Genomic DNA, 23,998 nt, shown 5'->3' with positions numbered 1-23,998 from the left:
GGAGGGGAAAACTTTGAGTAAAATGAAATGCAGGATTCTGAGCATGATTTTGGTTGTGGTCATGATGCTGTCGTTAATCGGCAACAACCTTGCGCCATTGACAGCATTTGCTGCCGACCCACATGGATCCGATGCTGCGCCAATTAGTGTGGCGGGGGAGACGATCGAACCGGGTGAAGGGGACGGGTTACAAACCGTAATACAACCTCTTTCTGCAAGCGCTAACAATGTAACGTTTACGATTAACAAAGACGGCCAGCCGTTTGACGGGCACGGCAAAACGTTCACGCTGCGGCAGAATGGGGAAATAAGGGGTAACAGTTCCGACATCGGAGGCACGGTTACATTTGACGTTTATGACGGGACATATAACATTTTTGACGGCAGTGACGACACGGGCGAAACGATTGCCGTAACTGGAAGCGCTGCCAAAATACTCGACTACTACACGGTTAAATTCAGCGCAGAGGATGCAGGTGCGTCCAATGGCTCAGCGATCATCGCTAAATACAATGATAACTTCATTGCCAGCGGGGCTGTGGTTCTCGGCGGTAAAACACTGGTGATTACCACCGAAGGCCGGGGGGCGATGTCATCGCCGCCGAACGTGCTTGAAGCCGGATATTCGTACAAATGGAGCGGTGAAGGAGCCAACAATCAAACCACCGACACGCTCACGATTAACAATCTGGACAGAAAGATTGATGTGCTCTGCAGCGTGAAGGGAAGTCTGAGGTTGTACGCTGCAGGCAGAAACAGCGCCAATGCTGCTAAGGCATACTATACGCTGCCGGAGGTTTTGACTAGTGGACAAATGACGGTTCAGTTCGACTATGTCACTACGGCAACCAGTCCAAACACGGCTGTCTCCTTGGTTCAAAGTGGAACCGCTGTGAATGCGGATGTCGATAAAATGAACGCCCTTGTGCGGTTCAATACGGGTATTGGCGCATATAACGGCACAGGGTGGGGGGCTGATGTCATCTCTCCTTTAGTGGCAAATAAGGTGTATCATGTAAAAATTGCGATTAATATGACTACTAAAACATACAGTGCCTGGGTAACGCCGGAGGGCGGCTCGGAAACGAAAATTGCCACAGACTTTGCGTTTAGGGCAAAAAATCCCACAAACATTGGCGAGCTCCGGGTGCTTGATACAAGGACCTCAGGCAATAACGGCATTACAAAGCAAATGTGGATTGAGAATATAACCGTTTCCAAGAAACCTGAGCTGACGGTTCTTCTTGATGGAGCACCGCATCCTGACATTAGCGAAATGGAGTTCGTACTGATGCAAGACGGCGTCGTCAAGGCTACCGGCGTCAAGAATGGCAATAAGGTTGTCTTTAACGAGACGTTGAACGATGGCATATATGACATTTATGTCAATGGCGCTAATTCTAACATAAAGCTCACGATCACCAACGGGGGAGGCAGCGCGACGGTTGATCTGGGCACTGACGAGAGCAGGGCGAGGAAAGCGCTTCAAGATATTATCACAACTATGGAGGGGCGTGGTCTTAAAGAGAACCGCTATACGTCGGCTACATGGGGGCCGTTTGCCACCGCGCTGGCTGGGGCGAAAAACTTGCTTCTAGACCATACAGCGACGGCGGAAACACTCAATACCGCAACGAGCAATCTGAGCAACGCGTATGAAGTTCTTGCGCTTATCCCGCGTGCCAACGGCATCTACAAGGCTGCGTATGCGGATAAGTTCGGCGGCACCGTAGTTCGCACCAACATTGGCAACACTAGCAACGGTGCGACGTATCCGAATGGCAGCTACTCGTCGCCTCCGGCTGGTCAACCTAACGACCGATCTGTTCTGGGCGGCTTATACACAGGCAGCGACCCCCAAACCTATAGGGCGAAGCCAGGTGCCGGCGTTACATTCCCTTTTACAATTCATAAAGATGGTAAATACGGATTCATGTTGAAGTTCTCCCGCGTCAATTACGAAATTGAGGACTATATCAGCGTGTATGTCAATTACGACCAGGTTGAAAAAAATGAAAACGGCTCTCCGAAAACGCCTGGCAATTACCGTATTTCCCTTGCAGGCAAGGACAGTGAGCTTGTATTTGTTGAGTCCGACATTTGGGAAATGGAACTGAAAGAGGGCGACACGATCTCTCTGGTACTCGACACTTCAAGTCTTGACGTAGTGGACTATCCAGACAAGGGTCTTGTCAATATCGACTATATCTCCGTCTGGGAGGTAGAGGAGTCCTACACTTACGACTCCTTCAACCGCAACTTTTACCTCCTGGCAGGCAATGAGATCATGATTCCGGAGCCTGTGAATTTCCCACTCACTTGGAGCAGCAGTGACCCGGAGATTGCGACTGTGGATCCTGTGACTGGAAGGATTCAAACAATTAAGGCTGGGGACGTCGTTATTACGTCCACTGGTACCGGCGGTACGTTTAAGTACAATCTGTACATAAAGAATAACGAAAGCGATATTAGGTTGAAAACCGCCCAAGTCTCGCTGTGGGATACAGCAAACAATGTGTTCGATCCACCGGCTGCAGTACGGAATAGCAATGCCAGTGAAGTCCCGGAGAACATCCCGATTGCGTTAACCGGCCTTAGCGGCGGGATCAGGGTAGGTAACGGGTTTGTAGATACGATGGACTACGTCGCGGTCGGCTCGTCGATTGAAATCGACGCTCCCGATGCCGTCGTGAAAAAGCCCGGTATGTATGACATCACCCTGAACTATGCGAAAGGCAGTTCTCAGGCAAGCGGCCAATTGGGGCTGCTAGTGAACGGCCAGCTTGCAGGCACCTTATATACGAGGACAACGGCCAGCCTCACCAGTACGGAACAGTCGAACATCGTAACGGTGTATTTGAAACCCGGCGATACAATCGGCATTCGGACAATCGTCAATCCGAAGGACGCCGTTGGACGCTTTAACAGTTTGACGGTCACCGAGAACGTGGTGATTCCGCCTTCATCTGTTACACTGTCCACTACTACTAGTGTGAATCATCAAGACCAGACAACGCTGAATTATACAACGGTCCCAGCGAACGCCACGCCAGCCTTTGTCTGGACTGCCGCCAACACCGACATCGTGTCCGTGTACGGCAACCTAGTGGTCGGAGAAAATGTTGGTGAGACAACGGTTACGGCGACTTCTATCTATAATCCAGAGATTAAGTCAACCGGTACAGTGACGGTTGCAGTAAACAGCAGCGTTTTCAGCATCGAAAGCAATGAAGTAAAGGTCTATCTGGATAAGGACTTCCCTCGAGCGATTCAGTATGAGATGAAGGACAGCGGTGCAAAGATCGACGGCAACCGTAGCAAGCTGGACACGCTTAGATTAACCACTGGCATGACATATAGCTTAAATACGTCACAGGGGTTGACAGGTTCAACGGTTAAGAACTACAAGCCCGTCGTTACATCCAGTGAGCCAATCCAGAACGCAGACGGCAGCCAGCATGTGATTTATACCCTGCAAGTGACCGAGTTGAACGCGGAAATAAAAATGAAAGCAACGGTCGAGGGAATGGTACTCAAGTTTGATTTTATAGAGATTAAGGAGGATCCCGCCAACCGTATTTTCATCATTGAAATACCAAATCATAATCCGGTAACTGTCAGCAATTTTACTACTGGCTCCTCATTTGCCGGTTCCAAAATGGAAAGCAACATCGGAAGAAGCGGCGATAGCTTTTACAATATTAAAGATATGATGACTGGCTCTGATTTTTATAACTACGCCTTTGTATCCAACGGCAGAGTAGCCGCCAGCATTCAGAGTAACGCCTTCGGATTGACGGACGGCAGCGTGGCAAGACGCGTTTTTGCTGACACGAAGAGAAACGATTCGTTGGTTACAACGAGTCTGCTCAGCGGATCTTGGGTATGGCGATTCCCTGATGCTACCAAGAAATTTATTGACAATGAGGGTAGATACGGAGAAGAGGAAGCCTTAATAACCAGAACGTATACAGATGAACCCTACGAAAGGGATATGCCGCATGTCTGGGTCGTGCTGGCTGAAGAAAACAATAACGATGGCATCGTTAACTGGCAGGATGCGGCTAATGAGTACCGCAGCGTCGCTAAAGTGGCGGTCGGCTCGGACAAAATTGCCGACGCGGTCGTACAACGGCTGATTATGTCACAGGGCAACGAATCCAACTACCCGTATCTGGCATCTGTGGACGAAACCAAGCGGATCTGGCTGCATACGGATGGCTTGGGACAAATCATCCTGCAAAAATACCACAACGCAGGCAACTGGGGCGACTTCAGCGTCTACGATGACCAACTGGGCGGCTTGGACGAATTCCGAAAGTTTACTGACATTACGACTAACCAGTACAACAGCTTTGTCGGTGTCCACACCAACTTTACAGAGTATTTCGCGAAGGTTGACCAGTTTAGCTATGAGAACGTTGAAATGCAAGCCGACGGAATCACCCCGCGTAGCAAAGGTTATGTGGCGTTCGGTTACTACCTGCACCAAGCCTATGTGATCGACGACCAGTTGGATGCGTTGACCCGAGATAATGATAATGAGGCAAGCCAAGAAAAAAGCCGTTATGAGCGCATGAATCGTTTTAAAACCGATATCCCGGATTTGGGTTTTATTTACAGCGATGTGTTCTCTCACAACGGCTGGCGCGGGAACGCTTTGGCACGGGATTACGAGGATAATGGTCTTGCGTATTTCGTGGAGTGGCCGTACGTTGCAGAGGATTCCGCCGCATGGGCGCACTGGTCCGTAGAAAAGAGCTATAGTCCCGCGTCGCTCAAGGGTTATTCCAGCGATATTGCCCGGTTTATCTTCAACGATTCCAAAGACCGCTGGGACAACTACACGACCGACAATTGGAAGGCTGACATTGAGGAAACACGCGTGCCGAACAGCGCCTTCCTGCTAATGGGTGCCGATACGACCTCCTACGAGGGCTGGGTGCACAATGGTATAAACGAATATGACTCGATTGTTGAGAAAATTTATCGCAACAACATCCCAACTAAGTACATGCAGCACTTCCCAGTTACGCGCATGGAAAAGGATAAGGATGGCTGGGCGGACTACATCGAGTTTAATAACGGAGAAGTGAAGGTGTATGCAGAGGGTTATGACAACCTCAATAACGAAACAAGAAATAGCAAACGCATCATAGAAAAAGATGGAAAGAAGATTTACGAGCAGGTTAATGCCATCGGCACAGATCAAGGTTCCGCCAAGTATCTGATCCCGTGGAACGAGGGCGACATGAAAAAGCTTGATGAGCAAGAACAAAAAGAGATCAAACTATACCATTGGAACGATGACGGCGGCAGTACAACCTGGGAACTTCCCAACAGTTGGGCGGGCCTCAATACCGTCTATATGTATAAGTTGTCTGACCTGGGCAAGTCTTCCGAACAGGTTCTGACAGTAGTAAATGGAAAAGTTACTATGAATACGGATGCAAGAACCCCGTATGTGGTGTACAAAGAACAGCAGGATATGGATGTGGATGTCGACATCGGCGAGGGACAATACGTGAATAATCCCGGCTTCAGCACAGGCGACAACCTCAAAGGTTGGAAAACTGTTCATGGGAATCCCCAAGCAGTGCGTAACGACAACACAACGATGCCACTCTTCACCACTGACGGATTCGCAGCTCAGCCTAACTCTAATGCCGACAACCATGGCAGAAGCCGCAATTGGGAGCTGGCGGTGAAGGACGGTAACGAAATGGAGGTTAGCCAGACAATCACCGGCCTGACGCCCGGCGACGAGTACGCTGTTTCCGTTATGGTGGAGGTACAACGTGGAAAAACACGTAAGGCGTCACTCATCGTGGATACAGATGGAGCTAGTCGCTCTAGTTACACAGATTCGTCCATCTTGCTCAACTATGACCGCTATGACTCCAAAGAAAAAACCAGTATGCTCCGTATGCGCGTCGTATTCACCGCAGATGCATCTACAGCAACAATCCGTTTGCACGCCGAGGCGGGCGAAGGCGAAGTGCGATTTGATAACGTGCGCATGTACAGGACTACCACGCCAACACCGAAGACTCCGGTGACCGACGGGAAAATTGTCCTATATCAGGATTTCGAATCCGCGCCGGACGGAACAACGGAAGCAGGTACGTCCATTAACAAACCTACTTTTGAGGGCTTCTTACCCTTTAATCTTGGCAACGGCGGAGGGTTTCGCGAAGCCAGAACGATCATGCAGCGCCGGCATGATCCCTATACGCAAAACAATACTGTACCCGTTTGGAGTAGTAACGCTCCCGAAAGTGTAAGAAACTTTGTGCAGCCAACGAAAGATCAAGCGGGTAATACGGTTACTGGCCAATGGTGGGATACCACGACCATCCCGGTTGATCTGGTTGTGGACGGTAAAACCTCATTCTCTAACATCACCGGCAGTGGGGGCATTATGTACCAGACTACACCTCAGAGCCTCCGGTTTGAAGAGGGCAAGACATACCGTATCTGCTTTGACTACCAAACCGGTCTCAACGGCATCTTCGCCTTTGTGCTCGGGAATGGTATGAAAGGGACACTAAGTCAGAGGGTTTCTTCGACAACCGTGGAATTTACAGGGCTTCAGCACCATGATTATCTGCAAGGCACGATGGGCCCATATTTTAACAATGTGATATCGAACCGGTCGGAGAGCAGCGTGCCAATAACCGCGATGCCTGAAGGTTGGGCAGCTAACGGAACCTACCGCAACACCGACATTAAGAAAGCCGTTCCGAACTGGAAAGGGTATTATGAGTACGAGTTCGTGAGCACATCTGACCAGACTTGGTTCGGTATCTTACGGAACAATGACTCACCGACGCCGAGCGATAACCCTAACCCGTTTATCATCGACAATCTGCTAATCGTGGAAGTGGGCAATGTTGCCTCGGGAGACGCAACGCTTTCTAACCTGACTGTTAGCGCAGGCATACTGTCTCCGGAATTCAGCTCGGACACTACGAGCTACACAGTAAATGTGGATAACAATGTCAGCAGTATGACGATTGCTGCCACAAATAACCACAGCGCTGCGACGGTCAGCGGAGCGGGCGTAAAATCTCTGAGTGTAGGGCTAAATACATTTGAAGTAGTTGTTACTGCGGAAGACGGTACACAGAAAACCTATACGGTAGTTGTGAATCGTGCTGGGATAGACACCTCCAATGACGCAACGCTTTCTAACTTGACTGTTAGCGCAGGCGTACTGTCTCCAGAATTTAACTCGGGCATTACGAGCTACGCGGTAAATGTGGATAACAATGTCAGCAGCATGACCATTGCTGCCACGAAGAACCACAACGCTGCGACGGTCAACGGAGCAGGCGTAAAATCTCTGAGCGTAGGGCTGAATACATTTGAGGTAGTTGTTACTGCCGAAGATGGTACGCAGAAAACCTATACGGTAGCTGTGAATCGTGCCAGCGCTCCGTCGACAGACACTGGTTCTGAAGGCAGCGGTTCTGGGGACACCAGCTCCGAGACTCCTTCTCAGCCTGTCCCGACGCCTATGCCGAAACCAGCCGAAAATGCGTGGATCCTCGAGATTGAGGAAGATACGGATGCAACCACCATAATCGAAAGCACATCGGAGCAAACGAAAGCAGCTGAAGACGCAGTAGCGGCTACTGCGGCGAACAACGCAAACACAAGTGTGACCATTGTGGCAGTTGCACCCCCAGTGATTGTGAAAACATCAGGGGATGCCAACAAACCTTATGCTGTAACCGTGAATATGCAACATGACGAAGACAAAGCGGAATTCACTACGATGGCAATCGTGAATGCCGACGGCACGTTGACCCCGGTACCGACCAAATTGAATAGTAATGGTACGGTAACCGTCATCGTCCGCGGTGATGTCACGTTGGTGCCGGTGAACGTCAAGTCTAACTTCATCGATACGATCGGGCATTACGCCAAGGATGAAATTAACAGGGCTGCAGAGCTGATGCTGATCGTTGGCGTGGGTAACAGCAGTTTCGCCCCCACAGAATCGGTTACTGTTGCAGAAGCCAGCACGATATTCCTAAGGGCACTTGGCATTCCGGTTAATAAAGTCACTTCTGCCGTGAACGGGATAGATCTGAACAAATGGTATGCTGATTATGTCAATACCGCGACTGATCATAAGCTAATTGACGTAACCGAAAATAACATGGACCTCGACGGCCCCATGACTCGCATTCAGACCGCGACATTGATTGTCAACGCGCTGAGGGCTTTGAATATGAATCCCACGATGTCTATTCAAGAGGCGGATGAGTTGTGGCTGAAAGGCTTCAACGATCTGCCTGGGCTGACGGCGTCAGAGCGTATCGATCTGGCTATCTCTGTCAAGTTGGGTATCTTTCAAGGCAATGGCGATGGAACCATGGCCCCGCATTCTGCTTTGCAGCGAGCTCACTTGGCAAGTCTTGCAGTTAGGTTTCAGGATCATATTCTGAAACGCGACTAACTAGGTGGCAATTGAATTTAAAGTAAATAATTAATAGAAAGGGAGCTAAGCGGCGTGTTTGCTGCTTGGCTCCTTTTTTTCCTTGTTTATGGTCAAAAATACGATAATACACTTATTTTATAGTTTTTTTAGTAAAATAAGGTAAATAAGTGTTGCTGCACCGCTTTCATTACATTACCGTGAAATTTACCTCGTCTTATTGCATGTAATCTCAATAAGAGGGGTAAAAACGGTCTTAGAAAAAGCTACAAGGATAATGAAGGGGAGTAGAATTCATGTTTGAGAAGTGTCTTGCCGGATGCAGGGATGTCATTTGTGGTGACGACAAATGATAATGCGGAGCTAGCTGAGCGTTGTGCGGCGGAACTTGCGCAGATGGCTATCGAGCATAAATCAGCATTAAATGTTTCCTATCTCACACCGCGTGAGGCGGTAGATGAGGCATTGGCACAGCCTGAAGGACCCGTTATCTTATCGGAAGGTTCTGATAATGTTGGCGGAGGTGCCCCTGCAGATGCTACCCATCTCCTTGCTGAACTGACGACTGTGTCACGCAAAGCGTTGATCGTGATTCGCGATCAGGAAGCGGTGGAAACCGAATGGCGAATGGGTGTCGGTGGTGCATTTGAAGGTGAATTCGGGGGCAAGAGCGACACCTTGCACGGCAACCCTGTCGCAGTAAATGGACGAATTCGGCTGTTGTTTGATGTTCATTACCGACATGTCGGTCCTTATATGACCGGCCAACAGGCCGAAATGGGGAAGACGGCCGTCCTCGAATGTGGACAGTTGACCATCATTTTGACCGAGAAGCGAGTCCCTCCTTGGGATGTGGGTCATGTCCGCTCGGTCGGCTTATGGCCGGGGGATTATCATATCATCGTAGCCAAATCAGCGCTCGCCTGGCAGACGGCGTTTGGGACGTTCGCGAAACATGTAATCAACGTGGATTCACCGGGCTGCTGCAACGCCAATCTTAGGCATTTTTCATATAACCATGTACAACGGCCCGTTTATCCATTGGATGCGGAGCCACAACCGAGATTCGGTTTGTATGCCTGACACCTTAGACTTTTGTTGACGAAAGCACACTCCGAAGACATCACAATGAGGAGGCGTTCCCCTATGAAGCATGTTGAGAAGTCGAGGCAGAAATACATCGAATCGCAAGCCTATTTGGCTGGTGGGGTTGCGAGCTCCCTAAGAAGTGCGATGAAGCCCACCCCCTTGTTTGGATCCAAAGGATCGGGTCCACGCATCTGGGATGTAGATGGCAATGCCTATATTGATTATTTGCTTGGCTACGGTCCATTAATATTGGGTCATGCGCATGAAACAACCACAGAGAGCATCTATACAGCGATGAAACGCGGAATTACATATGGTCTTCAGCACGAAGGCGAAATCGAACTAGCACGTAAGCTAACAGAGATTTTACCCTGTGCAGATAAAGTGGCATTAAGTGGTTCAGGTACGGAAGCGGTCATGCTGGCGCTTCGCTTAGCACGTGCTTATACCGGTAAACGCATGATTGTACGTTTTCATGGTCATTATCACGGGTGGTCGGATACGATTTTCACAGCTTTCCCAAGCTCGGATATGCGTCAGTCCGATACAACTGCCCCAAGCTCTCTCGGGTATCCAACCATATTACCAGGTACGAGTGGACAGAGTGAGATTGCGCTTGAAGATATGATCCTTTTGCCGTGGAACGACTTCGCTGCGCTGGAGACAGCTTTACGTGAACATCACGATGACATCGCAGCTGTTATTTCAGAGCCAGTGATGTGTAATTCTGGCTGTGTTCTCCCGAAACCAGGCTATCTGGAGCAGATGCGCAACCTGACAAGTGAATTGAGCATTGTTATGATTCTCGATGAAGTAATCACTGGATTTAGGCTTGGCCTGAGTGGTGCTCATGGCAAGTTCGGCTTGAAGCCTGATTTGGTAACGATCGGCAAAGCGTTAGGCGGAGGGATCGCCATAAGCGCAGTTGCAGGCTCTCAAGATATCATGTCGCTTATCGAGAACGGTACGGTGAGCCACCTCGGCACATTGAACGGAAATGGTGTCGCGACCGCGGCTGCGTTGGCAACCATTGCGGAGCTGTCCAAAGACGACGGTGCCATTTGCGAAAATGACCAAGAACGCTGATCAGCTGGTTGAAGGAATTCGCCGCTTGCTCGCCAAGTACAGCCTTCCTGGTATCATCAACCAGATTGGCCCGGTATTTCATATGATGTTTACGCAAGAGTCCAAAGTGGAAGATTTCGCTGCTTTCACGAAGCGCGATGCTGCGAAGTACTCCGAGTTTTCTGGCAAAATGTTGGAGGAAGGCGTGCTCGTTGAAGAAACGCTGGCAGCGGTCGATCGAGTGCTAGCTCATCTATAAGGGGGACATCACATGAGGCTGAAAGACTCGATTGCTCTTATAACTGGCGGCTCGACAGGCATCGGCAAAGCGACGGCTGTCAGGTTTGCCGCAGAAGGCGCCAAGGTGGCGATTACAGGCCGAGATAAAGCAGCGCTGCAAGCGACAGCTGAGGAAATTGCTGCCCAGAACGGCGAGGTCATATGGATCGACGGAGACGTGCAGTTGAAATCGGACGTCAAACGCATGCTTGATACCATACTGAGCCAATGGGGCACCATAGATGTACTGGTTAACAATGCGGGTATTTGCAGCCCGGCTGCTTTCCTTGACATCGAGGAATCGGAGTGGGATCGACACATGGCGATTAATTTGAAGGGAACTTTTCTTGTTGGGCAAGCGGTTGCTAAAGTGCTGGTTGCACAGGAAAAAGGCGGTTCCATTATTAATATGTCCAGTGTGAACGGCTTGGCAGCGGAAGGTGATCAAGCCCATTATAACGCCACGAAAGGCGGCATTAACTTACTCACGATGTCGATGGCGCTTGAGCTGGCACCACTTGGTATTCGCGTCAACGCACTGTGCCCAGGATTTATCGAGACACGGCTCACGAAGCCTTTGATCGACAATCCGACCGCTTTTGCGCCTTATTTACGAACGATACCCATGGGTTGTGCTGGCGTTCCGGAGGAAATCGCAGATGTTGCCCTTTTATGGCGACGAATGATTCGCGCTACATGACAGGCCACTGCCTCGTCGTTGATGGCGGTCAACTCATCAAGCTATCTTGACTAAAGGAGATCAAGCGAAATTATGAGCAAGGATACAGGAGAGAAACAGGAACACTATACGATTCAATCGATTGACAAGGCTCTGGATTTAATTGAACTGTTGGCCGAACACGGTTCCCTAAATTTATTGGAATTAACGGAATTACTGGATCAGCCCAAATCTTCGACCTACCGGATCGTGTTAACGCTTGAGAATCGGGGATTCATCAGCAGAGATGACGAGAACGGTAAATACTGTCTCGGTTATAAACAATTGATGCTTACGCGAGGCATGTTAGAAAGAAATACGCTGCGATCAGCAGTACTTCATGAAATGAAGAAGCTTTCTGAGATGTATGGCGACACGATTAATTTGGGTGTCCTCTTGGAGGGCGAAGTGCTTTACGTCGAAATTCTGGAAAGCACACAGCCAATTCGGATGACCGATACGGTGGGCTCCAAATCACCTTTCCATGCGACAGCGATGGGAAAAGCGATGGCTGCTTTTTTACCAGAAGAGAAGGTGAAAGAATTGATTACACGTCAAGGACTGCCTGCACTAACCAAAAATACGATTGTTTCAGAAGCGTAATTTCAACTGAGGCTGCAGCAGGTTCGTGAGCAAGGTTATGCTTTGGATGATCAAGAAATCGTGGAAGGTGCGCGTTGCTTGGCTGCCCCGATATTCAACATGTACGGAAACGTAGAGGGCGCAGTTAGTATGTCAGGTGCTATGCATCGGTTTGCAGATGAGGTTATTCCTGAAATGGCCGAAAGTATTAAAGCTGCTGCGAATCGGATTTCTCGAAAGTTAGGGTATGAAACTGTGCATTAAAAGGCTCACAGAAACAAGCAAGCTCTTCCATTCCTGATGGTGGAGACTTGCTTTTCCCCTGTTCACCCACATCAAATTACCAAAGGAAGTCATCAAAGCCCCCTAGGAAGATCAGGATGTGTATGTTATTTTCTATACCAAACACTTACAAAGGGGAGCTTATGTCATGACTGATCAGGATACTGCCCGATGTTTAGAGCAGGTAGAAACGCGTATTGCTAGCGCGAAAAGGTTGTTAGAGAACAATTGGGAGTGCTATATCAATGTTCCCTATGACTTGGCTAGACATCATCTAGCGACAGCTGATCAGCTGCTTGAAGAGGCGCGACAGTTAGCGTCTACCGATACAGAGGGATGTCTATCCCAAGCGTCACTTGCGTCAACGGAGGCATGGGAGGGGTACTTACATTCTCTGCCCAGTCGTGTAGCGGAAGCGCGAGGTGTTTGGTATCGTCCCGTAGAGAAAAGTCGGGAAGAAGTAGGCCGCACCTTGGATCGTGTACAGGCTGCTGGTTTCAATGAGCTATATCTGGAGACATGGCTATGGGGATATACGATCTACCCGAGTCATACGGCAATGAGAAACGGTATAGAGGCGCAGCATCCAGCGTTTCAAGGGTATGACCCGTTGGAAGCCTTCGTTAAGGAGGGGGAGTCGCGGGGGATAGCTGTCCATGCCTGGTTGGACGGGTTTATGGTTGGTGTTGACCCGACGGGAGGTCCCGTGCTGCGAGCTTATCCAGAATGGTCTGCGCTTTCGCACAGACAGGCTCATTCACAGAAACCGTTACCTCAACAGGGGACAGGTTACTTTTGGCTTGATCTGATCAATCCTGCTGTACGTATGTACTTCTTGGACTTTGTTAAAGAGATCGTTTCTACGTATAATGTTGCTGGTATTAATCTGGATTTTATGAGGTTTCCGCATACTGATGAAGATTGGCAGGGTAACTATTGTTTCAGCTTGTATGCCCGTGAGGCTTTTCAACGTGAACATGGATGGGATCCACTTGAAATTTCTAGTGAGCAGAGGGAGCTTTGGACAATATGGACGAAATGGTTGGAGCAACAAGAGGATGAATTTGTATCCCAATTGTACAAGGAGATTAAGCAGATCAGCCCGAATCTAATTGTATCGGCTGCACCCGAGCCAGGTGCAGAGTCTACTAAAATTGGCAACTGGTCGCAGCATGTCGATGTTGTTATTCCGCAGGCTTATTATGCAACAGCCGCTGAGGTTCGTCCCGCTGTCCATTTGCACAAAAAAGAGCTCATGCCTGGTAATCTTGTATACAGCGGCATTTACCCGATGTACGCGCAATTAGGCGCACAGGAAACGATTGAACAGGTGCTTGCAGCGCAGGATATCGACATGGGGACGATCATCTTTGCCTTTGGCCAAGCGACGGACGAAACGATTCGTGCCCTGCGATTAGGGCCGTGGCGTAACGCTGCGATATCTACAGGGATGTATCCACTACGTGCGATTCAGGCCTTGTTGGAAGCAGTGAAAACAGATATGGAACACGTGTACCTTCCGCGACAGGCGGTTAATGAACAAACAGCGCTTGCCATCCTAGCTAGGTTGGACGTGATTCTTGATGCTTTGCAAAGTGAAGCGGGAGTAGAGCTTTCTGTTGTTTTCGATCAGAAGATAGCGGAGTTCAAGCCATTTCTGCTTCAACAGCAAGTGGATGAGAAGATTCATCCTATTGTCGTGGAACATTTGAGGAACACATTAACAGATATACAAGAGCTTCTACATTACGCACAGATGAAGCAAGTGAAGTAAATCCGAGCGGGGGTCTCATAATGAATTTATTAATTGTGGAAGATGAAATCCGTCTCAGAAATGCGCTGGCTAATAATATTCCATGGGATAAGCACGGTATCGAGGTCGTTGGGCAAGCTGGTAACGGAGCAGAAGCCCTTAGAATCATTGACCGTAAAAAGCCTGACATCATTTTGCTGGATGTGCAGATGCCAGAAATGGACGGGTTAACGTTAGCAAGACATCTTCGCCAAGTGGATCCTTTGTTGAAAATCATCGTACTTAGCGGACATGATGATTTCAGTTATGCACAAGAGGCGCTGGGGCTTGGTATTATGAAGTATTTGTTAAAGCCGGCAGGTGATGAAGAAATCTTGGGGACCGTGCTCGAAGCTGCAGAGAAGTTGAAAAGCGAGCTTGAGCAGCGTCATAACGAAGATGAGTTGAAAATGAAATGGAAGCTCCATCTTCCTTACTTGGTCAATGAATTTTTCCAAGGCTTGTTGAATGGGAAGTACGAAAACTGGGAGATTGGTCAAAAAAGTAAGGATCTGCAATTGGATTTGCAAAATGATGCCGCTTATGCCGTTACCATCGTGGATATGGACCCGATCTCAGAGACTGACACCCGGTTTAGCAGGAAGGACATGTCACTGCTCCAATTCTCGCTTAGTAGTATCGTGAAAGAAGCTCTAGCGTCTAATCTCTGCTGGGTATCTACCAACTATGCGGGATGTACGGTCATCATTTTTCAAATGGATCGTGAAGAAGAACCCAAATTAGCCCTGCAAAAAATCAATGCTTTGACCGAAAAACTGTTATTTACGGTAAAAAGCTGTCTCAAACTTAGTGCAAGTGCAGGGATTAGCGGGATGACCGGCGGCTTAGCGGAGATGAATAAGCTTTATGTTCAAGCTGTGCGAGCACTCCAAGATCGAATTGTACTAGGCCATGATCTGGCAATTCCTTACCGGGCGGAGCAAGGGAGAGAGCCGGAACTGACGTTTCAGCCGAACCATGAGAAAACGCTGGAAATTGCCCTCGAGACCGGAGACGGGGAGAAGGCATTAGAGATGTTAACCGCGCTTTGGAATAGTGGTATGGCGAAGGCGGAGACGGTAGATGAAATTAATGAGCATATTCTGTATTTTACTTATTTATTCGTCGGGATGATCCAAAAGCAGGGATGGCCAGTACGGGAAGTAGCCGGCGATGATTATATCTATTTTCATAACCATTCGGAACTAGCAACCAAGGAACAGATCTTGTTCTGGCTGGAGCGAATGATTAAAGCGTATCTAACCTATGCAGGCCAAAGGCGCAAATCAACCAGTCATGGCATGATCAAGACTATTCTTAGTCTCGTAGAAAATGAAATTGATCAGGAGATGACCCTGCATGCTGTTGCAGACAGAATGTATGTGAATTCCTCCTATTTAAGCCGTTTATTCAAGCAGGAAACCGGTAAAGCTTTCTCCACCTATGTGATGGAAAGGAAAATGGAGCGGGCCAAAGCGATCCTTCAAGAGGGCTCACGCGTGTATGATGCCGCATCTGCCGTTGGGTACAGAGATGTTAGTTATTTTACAAGAGTATTCCGTAAATACTGGGGTGTCACGCCTGGGGAAATACGGAATTGATAGCCAATTCAGCCATTCGGCAGCCTTCTCGGAATTCTCGGGAAGGTTTTTTTCATTTTCCTATTAGAGAAGTTATGAAAGTACCAAAACAAGTAATATTCCTCTAATTCGCAAAAAAACGGGGGATGTTACACTAAGTTTAGAAAGAGAGTATGAAGGAGGAGGCACCTTGAGCGAAACGAACATGACGAAAGAAACGGTCCCATCCATCAATAAAAATGTTAAAAAAAGATATATGCGTCAATTGGGGATCGATGTCAGGAAAGATTGGGATTTGTATCTCGCACTCCTGCCTGGCATCGCATTTCTCCTGCTGTTTAAGTACACCCCGATGTACGGAATTATCATTGCGTTTAAGGATTTCAATATTTTCGATGGGATGGCAGCTAGTCCTTGGGTAGGGATGAAGCATTTCGATAAATTGATTTCATCGGCCAGTTTTTTGCAGGTATTCCAGAACACGTTGCTCATTTCCGTATATAAAATTGTGTTCCTCTTCCCCTTGCCGATCGTCATTGCCATTTTACTCAATGAATTAAAAAACATGGCGTTCAAGCGAAGCGTACAAACCGTTGTCTACTTACCTCACTTTTTGTCTTGGGTTATTGTCAGTGGTTTATTCATTGATCTACTTTCCACAAATGGTGGTATCGTGAACAAAATCATTATCGCCATGGGCGGCGAACCTATTCGCTTCTTCTTAGACAGTCAGATATTTCGTTCTGTACTCATTGGGACGGCAGGCTGGAAAGAAACCGGTTGGAATACGATCATTTATCTGGCTGCGTTAGCTAGTATCGATCCTGGTTTGTATGAAGCAGCTAAGATCGATGGCGCCAATAAATGGAAGCAAATTGTACATATCACACTGCCTGGATTGATCCCAATTATTTTACTTATGTTCATTCTTCGTCTTGGGTATGTGTTGGAAGCGGGAACGGAACAAATTCTCGTCATGTATAATCCAAGTGTTTACAATGTCGCAGACGTTATCGGCACATATGTGTACCGGATCGGACTAGGCGAACAGGATTATAGCTTTTCAACAGCTGTAGGGGTTTTCGAATCCGTTGTTGCCTTTATTTTGATTCTTACGGGTAACGGGCTAGCCCGAAAGTTTTTTGGACGAGGTATCTGGTAACCGGTGTATCAAGCATAAGGGGGATCTGAGATGAATATGAAAAGCAGTTTACAACCTAGGTCCAGCAGGAAGTCCTCAGCCATCCCGTTATCGCTCGGCGAGAAAATTTTCACTGTGGCCAATCACATTTTCTTTATTCTTTTGGGCTTATCTACCATTTTTCCGTTTATTAACTTGATTGCCAAATCACTAAGTAGTGAGGCGGCTGTTGTTGCGGGGATGGTGAGTCTATATCCGATTGATTTTCAAATAGGGACTTATACGTATGTGGCAAGCAATTCCATGTTTCTAAGTGCATTTACAATCTCAATCACGGTAACGATTGTTGGATCACTTATCGCGTTGTTCATGACGACACTTGCCGCCTATCCGCTCTCCAAACCTAGACTAAGGGGACGTAAGTTGTTCATCCTCATGTATTTATTTACGATGTTGTTCAGCGGTGGTCTGATCCCGACATATTTACTCATGCACAAGCTGCATCTCATTGATAAGTTGCCGGTTCTCTTCCTGCCTTACATGATTAACGTCTACAATATGCTCATTGTCAAAAGTTACTTTGAAGGCTTGCCTGACAGCCTGGAGGAATCGGCCAAAATGGATGGGGCCAGTAATATGAGGATATTTGCACAAATTATTCTCCCCCTTTCCATGCCTGTACTTGCGACGATTGCCTTATTCTATGCAGTCACGTTCTGGAACGATTATTTTACTTCACTTATCTATATCAACTCCGCCGATTTGAAGCCTCTGCAGTTGTATTTGAAGGAATTGTTCGTCTCCTCTACAGATACTTTCATGCGGACGAATGTCGATGCATCGTTGAACGTATCACCGCAGTCGATTCAGGCGGCCTCGATTATTCTAGCTACACTTCCGATCGTATGCGTGTATCCATTTTTACAAAAATATTTTGTTAAAGGCGTGCTAGTAGGTTCCGTAAAAGGATGAAGTCACAAGCAAATTACGAAGGGTGGTGGTGGGCCAGCTCTACAAGGGTTCCATGATCGTTGGTATATGGCAGTATCCATACTCAAAGGGAAAAATAGGGAGGCTCTTACATGGTAAAAAAAATGTTAGTTCTCATGTCCATTACAGCGGTGACAGCGGCAATAACGGCTTGCGGTGGAACCAGTCAGACCACCAGCAGTTCTACAACGCCAGCTGCATCTACCGCGCCTGTTGCAACCGTAGAAGCGAATAAACCAAAGCCAGAATTCAAAGCATTGCTGCAATATGCGCGTTTTGATCCGAATACCGAAGTCGTAGCCAAGTTCCTGAATGAAAAAACGGGCTACAAAGTGACCTACGACATGCTGCCAGTTGAGAATCCGGATGACAAGCTCAATTTACTGATGGCGAACAAAGAGAAATATGCCTACATGCTGCTCAGTGGACCTCAATATTCGAAGCTTGCTGCCTCAGGTGCACTAGAGCCGATCGATGAGCTGGTCAACAAATATGGTACGAATATGAAAAATGTGATTTCACAAACCTCTTGGAATGGAGCGAAGCTGAACGGTAAAATTTTCGGCATACCGCAAACGGGATCAGGGACCATCGTGAATACACAGCTCATCGTCCGTCAAGATTGGATGGATGAACTTGGTTTGAAAGCACCTACGACGCGTGATGAATTGTATACGGTCCTGAAAACGTTGAAGGAAAAGAAAAATGTCATCGGTTTGTCCGGTGGGAAAAGCCCACTACTGCCTGAGGTGCTGCCAACTTTCGGCATCCCGATGGTTCAGGGTACTGCTACGAGCGGTTGGCAGGATGTTAATGGTAAATTGGTGAATGCCATTGAGAATCCGAACATGAAGAAATATTTGGAATTCATGAAAAAGCTATACACGGAAAAACTGATCGATCAAGAATGGTCACTGAACCAAGCGAATAAAGTCATCGAGAATTTCACAAGCGGTAAAGCTGCGATTATTTCAAATGCTTATTTTAACGCGCCAACTGTACAAAATGCGCTATTGAAAAACTCGCCAAATGCCAAAATTGGCAGCTTCCCTTACTTCAAAGGGGATGATGGCAAAGTCCAAGTCATGGGCAGCGCAGGGATTAGCTTCTATGTGGGGATACCGAAATGGGCAGATAACAAAGAAGATATTATTAAATATTTGGATCTTAAGCTCGATAAAGATATTTTCAAAGAAGCGGCAATTGGTAAAGAGGGCGTTCACTATAAGTTGGAAAACGGCAATTACTTCCCTATACTGCCGAAATTTAATGATGAATATAACAATGCTTCGACGTTCTTAACAGGTGTGGATGAGAAAAATTACCCGACCTACTGGCAAGCGCGTGTTCGCAAAGATCCGATTCTAACAGATTCCTTTACTAAAATTCAAGAGGCAGCTAAAGGCAACATTGTTCTGGATCCACTTGCTTTTGCACCACCGCTAGAAGCGATTGGTAAATACAACTTGAAACTGCAAAAGCTGATGGAAGATACGTTCTTGAAATACATCACAGGTGCAGAACCGCTTGAAAACTATGATAAGTTTGTAGCGCAATGGAAAGCGGATGGCGGAGAAGAAATGACCAAAGCGGCCAATGAATGGTACGCAGCAAATAAGAAGTAGCAACGAAATCCCCTGCGGTTAAGCCGTGGGGGTTTTGATTACATGAGGGAGTGGAGTTTGAGATGAAGAAAATCGGGTTTATTGATTATTTTCTAGATGAATGGCACGCGGAGAAATACCCAGCTTGGATCGATAAGGCGACGAGTGGACGTATGCAGGTTGCATATGCGTATGGGAAAACGAATCTGGATGGGAAGCTTAGCAATGCGGAATGGTGCCAGAAGAAGGGGATTCAGCTGCTTAATTCCATCGAGGAGGTTGTGGAGCAAAGCGATTATTTGGTCGTTCTTTCCCCGGATCATCCCGAATTTCACGAGGAGCTCGCAAGGCTAGCCCTGCAGTCGGGCAAGCCAACTTACATTGATAAAACGTTCGCTCCTGATCGAGCAGCTGCCTTACGGATGTTTGAGCTTGCGGAAAAGCACCGAACTCCGATGTATTCGACCTCAGCGCTGCGGTTTGCAGCTGAGTATGCGGGCATTGAGAAGCAAGGGATCGAGTCCATCATCAGCTTAGGGCCAGGGACGTATGCTAACTATGCTATTCATCAGGTGGAGCCAATCGTCTCCTTGATGGGGACGGATGTGAGACGTGTGATGTGGGTTGGCACGGACAAGACGCCAGCGTTGTTAATTGGATATGGGGATGGCCGGCAAGCGGTGTTTCATCAATACGGCTGGGAATGTCCATTTAGTATGGCCCTTTACTATGATGGAGGGCAGTCAAAATTTCTAAAGATTGAGTCGGACTTCTTCGGAGCATTTATCGAGAATTTGATTGGGTTTTTCGAGTCGGGCAAGCCGCCTGTTTCCCATGAGGAAACGATAGCGATCGCTACGATTCTAGATGTCGGCATGAAGGCTGCGAAGACGCCATATCAGTGGCTGAAGCTGCCGTAAGACGTTGGTGTTTGACATAGAAAGATGAGGCTGTCTCAAAAGGTCTAAATAGACCATTTTGAGAAGGCCTCATCTTTTTTAGTCCGATATCTCCGAATTAAATCGAGGATTCATTCCAAATAAAAACAATTAGTCTGATTTTGCCGAACAATCTGCCCATTTTTCAAGGGAGGGTGGTGTTTGTATCGATTTAGTTAGGCGAGTTAGGACTAATCGGGATTCTATGATGCGGATACTGAAATTAATTCGGTATTTTCGGTCTAATGGTGCCGGCAGAGCAAAGCGCACGAGTTCATCGTCGAATCGACGAACTCGTGTGCAGAAGCGGCGACGCGTATGAGGAAAACTCAGTCGATGGATTCCTCCATCACGGCATCTTCACTCTTGTCTTTATGGCTATTGAACACTTTAATCTTGATGTCAGCCTGCTTGCCACGATAGGAAGCGTTGATTGTAGCAGACCCGGGCTTCATAGCTGTGATGATACCGTCAGCTGTAATGGATGCCACTTTACCGAGTGAAGAGCTGTAGGTCACGCCTTGGTTGATGTAGCCAACCACGCCATCGGTGTAAGTTGCTTTGAGCGGTGCTTGGTAGGTTTCACCTTTGACAAGACTGTGTTTGTTTTCGTCGAAGCTGAGACTCGCCACGTCCGCGACAGTTACGATCGACTTGGCCGTTTTCCCCTCATATACAACCGTAATTTCCGCTGTACCAGCTTTCAATGCGGTAACCTTCCCATCTGCAGAAACGGTGGCTACCGACGGATCACTAGAGCTGAACGTAGCTCCAGCTACAACAGCGCTCGATAGATCCGAGTAAACGGCAGTTGTAACCGTTGCATGCACATCACCTGCTACAAGTCGATACGCAGCAGAATCAAGTGCGATGCCTGTGATGACAGGGGCTGTACGCGTGATGTTTACGGTTTTCTCGTTCGTTTTGCGACCATCTACATAGACGGAAACTCGCAAATTATTAACGCCGATGGCAAGCTCCACATTTCCGCTGAAGTCTCCGTTACTGGACACCTCAGCAGGTACTCCATTAAGAAGAACACGTGCCATCCCCGATCCAAGCACTTCAACATTGCCCTTGATCTCAAGATTACGCAGCGCTGTGCTCGTATTCGCATAATCCAAATACCCTCGCAGCACAGCCGAACGTACATCATCACCAACCTTATAGGTTCTTGCGACCAACTGTCTTCTCGTTCGCACGCCGGAAGCATCCAGCGCAGAAATCACGAAGCCGCCTTGTGGAATCACACTGTTGTTCGGTGACATATTGGTCCAGTTCCAGGTAAGCGCCTGCTGCTGGTTAACGACTTTCGTGACTTTGCCTGAGCTGTCTACGATAGCCTCCACTCCGAACGTGCTAGTGGCCGTGGTTTGACCAAAGTCAGCGGAATAAATGTTGAGATTATTCTCGTTCCGGCTCACATTGAAGAGATCCGCTTCAAGGAACAACTCAGGACTACCTGGAATGCTCGATCCGATTTGATAATCCTTCACATATGCCACATTATGGAGCGATGCCTTCACCACGGACCAGTTGACTTGTGAAAGATCGAAGAGCATGAGGCCATTCGATAGCGACAAGCCAGCTTGGAACACGGAACGCTGCAGAGGAGGGTCTTGGATGTTCGCTAAGGCGATACTCGCATACATCGGAATTTCACCATTGGTTACGATATTGCCCAAAGTTATATGATGTTCAATTTCCTTTTGTGTCGTTTGATACGTACCAATCATGAGGAAATCGATGTTGCCCGAATAACCGGTCCGCGCATATGAGTCGGTATATAGGCTGTCATCCGGTAGTTGTAAACGGCTGTCGTACTTGAAATTCGGGCTGCCCCAATGGACGCCGTTCAAATAATAGGACTCAAACCAAGAACCCACATAGGCGGAGGAATAGACCTTATGACCTTTTAAAGCAGAGTAACGATCGGTTAATAATCGAACATCATCAGTGAATGTTTTGATCGTTTGCGAGCGGAACTCCCACCAGTCATTGATGAGCGGACCTGCTTGGCGCACATTGTTCACATAGCTGAAAACATCCGCAGGCCAATTCGTCAGCTGCTTACCCCGTGTAGCGAGAAACGCTTCAAACTTCGCACGCGTCAAGGGGCTGAAGTCGGCTGTTTCGTTGTCATAGCGGGTACGATCCAGAACAACGCCATCTACATCGTAGTTCTTAATTACTTCTTCCATGTTTTTCAGCTCAAAAGCTCTTACATCCTCATTGGCTGGGTTAACAAATGCAACGAGAGATTTGCCCGATGTAAAGTATTTGCTCTCACGCAGACGCAAAATTTGACCATTATCCTCGGGACGATACACTTGCTCTTCCCAATCCAGATGCTGGTTAAGGAGTCCATACTCGTTGTGTGCAGGTGAGCCTTCGGCAAAAACGTTAAAGGCGGCATGGATTTTGATACCAAGCTGATGTCCGTACTTGATAAATTCTTCCAACATGTCCAGATTCGGATTGGCACCCTTACGCGTTGGTGCTGTCATTTGTGAAATGTGAGGACGATTCGTCAAATCGTTCTTCTTATAGTTGGCGAAGCCTTCGACGCCTTTGACGTCAAGGGCAACAGCGGTCACGCCAGCATCTTTCGCTTTGGTCAGCATATCACGGATATTTTCAGGCGTTTGCAGTTTGAAAATATTCGTGCCTTGGTCGACCCAGAGGACGACTTCCTTGGCAGCACTGGTTTGTTTTTTATAAAACACAACAAGCGTTTTCCGATCATTCTCTACGCCATTCTTAGACGCGACGACATCTAGATAATTCACGCCTTCAGTAAGAACAAACACACTCTGGAAAGTGCCATTCGCTTGCAAAGCAACCGAAGTTTGGTTAATGCGAATCGCATACGTGACACCTGACTCCATATTGTCCAACTTGCCGGAAACTATCGTTTTCGGCTCGGTTACCGTAAACCAATCGTCATTGTCCAGTTTAAGACGCGCTTGAAGTCCTTGGCCCGTCATGAGTGCGGAAACGGGGATCACTTCACCATTTTTACGCAGCTTAATGAGGTCGCCAACCTTGAAATTTTTCGCCAGATATTGTTTGAAAGTTTTATTCGCCCAGCTGTCATCATTGGCGACAAGGATGAAGCCGCCTTGCGGGATCGTCAAGGTTGTAGGTCCTGTCCAGACGGGCACACCGCCGTTAACGGATGGGTTGACAACCCGAGTCACATGATTTGTCGCATCGACGACAACGCCGATGGAGGTGGTGCCAACGGTAACGGATGTTGCAAATTCCGTTGTGAATAAAGCGACATAATCGGTGATTCTACTCATATCCGTATCAACGGCATTGATTTGCTTACGTGGACCTTCAATGTCGATCGTAATATCGACGGGTGCTGCTTCTACTTCAATGAAATCAGTGGGGCTGGTTGCCGCAGATGCGGTTATGGACCAAGAAGATGCGAGTAATGTAATCAATAAAGTCATGATTAGCCATTTCGATTTATTCAATTGGTTT

12 protein-coding genes and 1 pseudogene are annotated in these 23,998 nt (G+C 47.8%); 12 read left to right on the top strand and 1 reads right to left on the bottom strand.

From position 1 onward, the window contains the following. Positions 1-22 precede the first annotated feature (22 nt). The 12 genes and pseudogenes from AB4114_RS03415 to AB4114_RS03360 all read left to right on the top strand — a co-directional run bounded on the left by AB4114_RS03415 (position 23) and on the right by AB4114_RS03360 (position 20,488). Positions 23-8,467: an endo-alpha-N-acetylgalactosaminidase family protein gene (locus AB4114_RS03415; RefSeq protein ID WP_441987463.1), complete on the top strand. Its 8,445-nt coding sequence runs from the start codon at positions 23-25 to the stop codon at positions 8,465-8,467. Positions 8,468-8,746: 279 nt separating this feature from the next. Continuing rightward, a complete protein-coding gene (locus AB4114_RS03410; protein WP_441987142.1) occupies positions 8,747-9,529 on the top strand; it encodes an MlrC C-terminal domain-containing protein in 783 nt (260 codons plus the stop codon). A 63-nt stretch (positions 9,530-9,592) separates the two neighbouring features. Then, a complete protein-coding gene (locus tag AB4114_RS03405; RefSeq protein WP_441987141.1) occupies positions 9,593-10,621 on the top strand; it encodes an aspartate aminotransferase family protein in 1,029 nt (342 codons plus the stop codon). Beyond that, on the top strand, positions 10,605-10,859 hold the full coding sequence (locus tag AB4114_RS03400) for a hypothetical protein (protein WP_441987140.1): 255 nt from the start codon (positions 10,605-10,607) through the stop codon (positions 10,857-10,859). The genes AB4114_RS03405 and AB4114_RS03400 overlap by 17 nt, the downstream gene beginning before the upstream one ends. A gap of 12 nt (positions 10,860-10,871) precedes the next feature. Beyond that, a complete protein-coding gene (locus AB4114_RS03395) occupies positions 10,872-11,579 on the top strand; it encodes an SDR family NAD(P)-dependent oxidoreductase (RefSeq protein WP_441987139.1) in 708 nt (235 codons plus the stop codon). A gap of 72 nt (positions 11,580-11,651) precedes the next feature. After that, positions 11,652-12,443, top strand: a pseudogene (locus tag AB4114_RS03390) (IclR family transcriptional regulator). A gap of 166 nt (positions 12,444-12,609) precedes the next feature. Then, positions 12,610-14,235, top strand: coding sequence for a glycoside hydrolase family 10 protein (locus AB4114_RS03385; RefSeq protein ID WP_441987138.1), 1,626 nt, complete (start codon positions 12,610-12,612; stop codon positions 14,233-14,235). Between the two features lie 20 nt (positions 14,236-14,255). Beyond that, a complete protein-coding gene (locus AB4114_RS03380) occupies positions 14,256-15,854 on the top strand; it encodes a response regulator (RefSeq protein WP_441987137.1) in 1,599 nt (532 codons plus the stop codon). A 184-nt stretch (positions 15,855-16,038) separates the two neighbouring features. Then, positions 16,039-16,995, top strand: a complete 957-nt coding sequence (locus AB4114_RS03375) for an ABC transporter permease (RefSeq protein ID WP_441987462.1) — start codon at positions 16,039-16,041, stop codon at positions 16,993-16,995. Between the two features lie 30 nt (positions 16,996-17,025). Further along, positions 17,026-17,946, top strand: coding sequence for a carbohydrate ABC transporter permease (locus AB4114_RS03370; protein ID WP_441987136.1), 921 nt, complete (start codon positions 17,026-17,028; stop codon positions 17,944-17,946). A gap of 110 nt (positions 17,947-18,056) precedes the next feature. Further along, the gene (locus tag AB4114_RS03365; protein WP_441987135.1) at positions 18,057-19,589 is read left to right on the top strand and encodes an extracellular solute-binding protein; all 1,533 of its coding nucleotides are present in this window, start codon (positions 18,057-18,059) and stop codon (positions 19,587-19,589) included. 62 nt (positions 19,590-19,651) lie between these two features. Next, positions 19,652-20,488, top strand: a complete 837-nt coding sequence (locus AB4114_RS03360; protein ID WP_441987134.1) for a Gfo/Idh/MocA family protein — start codon at positions 19,652-19,654, stop codon at positions 20,486-20,488. A gap of 347 nt (positions 20,489-20,835) precedes the next feature. On the opposite strand, the gene AB4114_RS03355 is transcribed toward AB4114_RS03360, so the two are convergent. Continuing rightward, complete coding sequence (locus AB4114_RS03355) at positions 20,836-23,991, bottom strand: Ig-like domain-containing protein (RefSeq protein ID WP_441987133.1); 3,156 nt, start codon at positions 23,989-23,991, stop codon at positions 20,836-20,838. Between the last annotated feature and the right edge of the window lie 7 nt (positions 23,992-23,998).

Origin of the sequence: Paenibacillus sp. 2RAB27, assembly GCF_052115445.1 — a bacterium.
In the GTDB taxonomy this organism is placed as follows: domain Bacteria; phylum Bacillota; class Bacilli; order Paenibacillales; family NBRC-103111; genus Paenibacillus_E.
This window is presented reverse-complemented; position numbering and strand designations above follow the sequence as displayed.

Coding starts and splice junctions, on each gene's coding strand:
- AB4114_RS03415 (WP_441987463.1), top strand. CDS start 23: ATGAAATGCAGGATTCTGAGCATGATTTTGGTTGTGGTCATGATGCTG.
- AB4114_RS03405 (WP_441987141.1), top strand. CDS start 9,593: ATGAAGCATGTTGAGAAGTCGAGGCAGAAATACATCGAATCGCAAGCC.
- AB4114_RS03400 (WP_441987140.1), top strand. CDS start 10,605: ATGACCAAGAACGCTGATCAGCTGGTTGAAGGAATTCGCCGCTTGCTC.
- AB4114_RS03395 (WP_441987139.1), top strand. CDS start 10,872: ATGAGGCTGAAAGACTCGATTGCTCTTATAACTGGCGGCTCGACAGGC.
- AB4114_RS03385 (WP_441987138.1), top strand. CDS start 12,610: ATGACTGATCAGGATACTGCCCGATGTTTAGAGCAGGTAGAAACGCGT.
- AB4114_RS03380 (WP_441987137.1), top strand. CDS start 14,256: ATGAATTTATTAATTGTGGAAGATGAAATCCGTCTCAGAAATGCGCTG.
- AB4114_RS03375 (WP_441987462.1), top strand. CDS start 16,039: ATGACGAAAGAAACGGTCCCATCCATCAATAAAAATGTTAAAAAAAGA.
- AB4114_RS03370 (WP_441987136.1), top strand. CDS start 17,026: ATGAATATGAAAAGCAGTTTACAACCTAGGTCCAGCAGGAAGTCCTCA.
- AB4114_RS03365 (WP_441987135.1), top strand. CDS start 18,057: ATGGTAAAAAAAATGTTAGTTCTCATGTCCATTACAGCGGTGACAGCG.
- AB4114_RS03360 (WP_441987134.1), top strand. CDS start 19,652: ATGAAGAAAATCGGGTTTATTGATTATTTTCTAGATGAATGGCACGCG.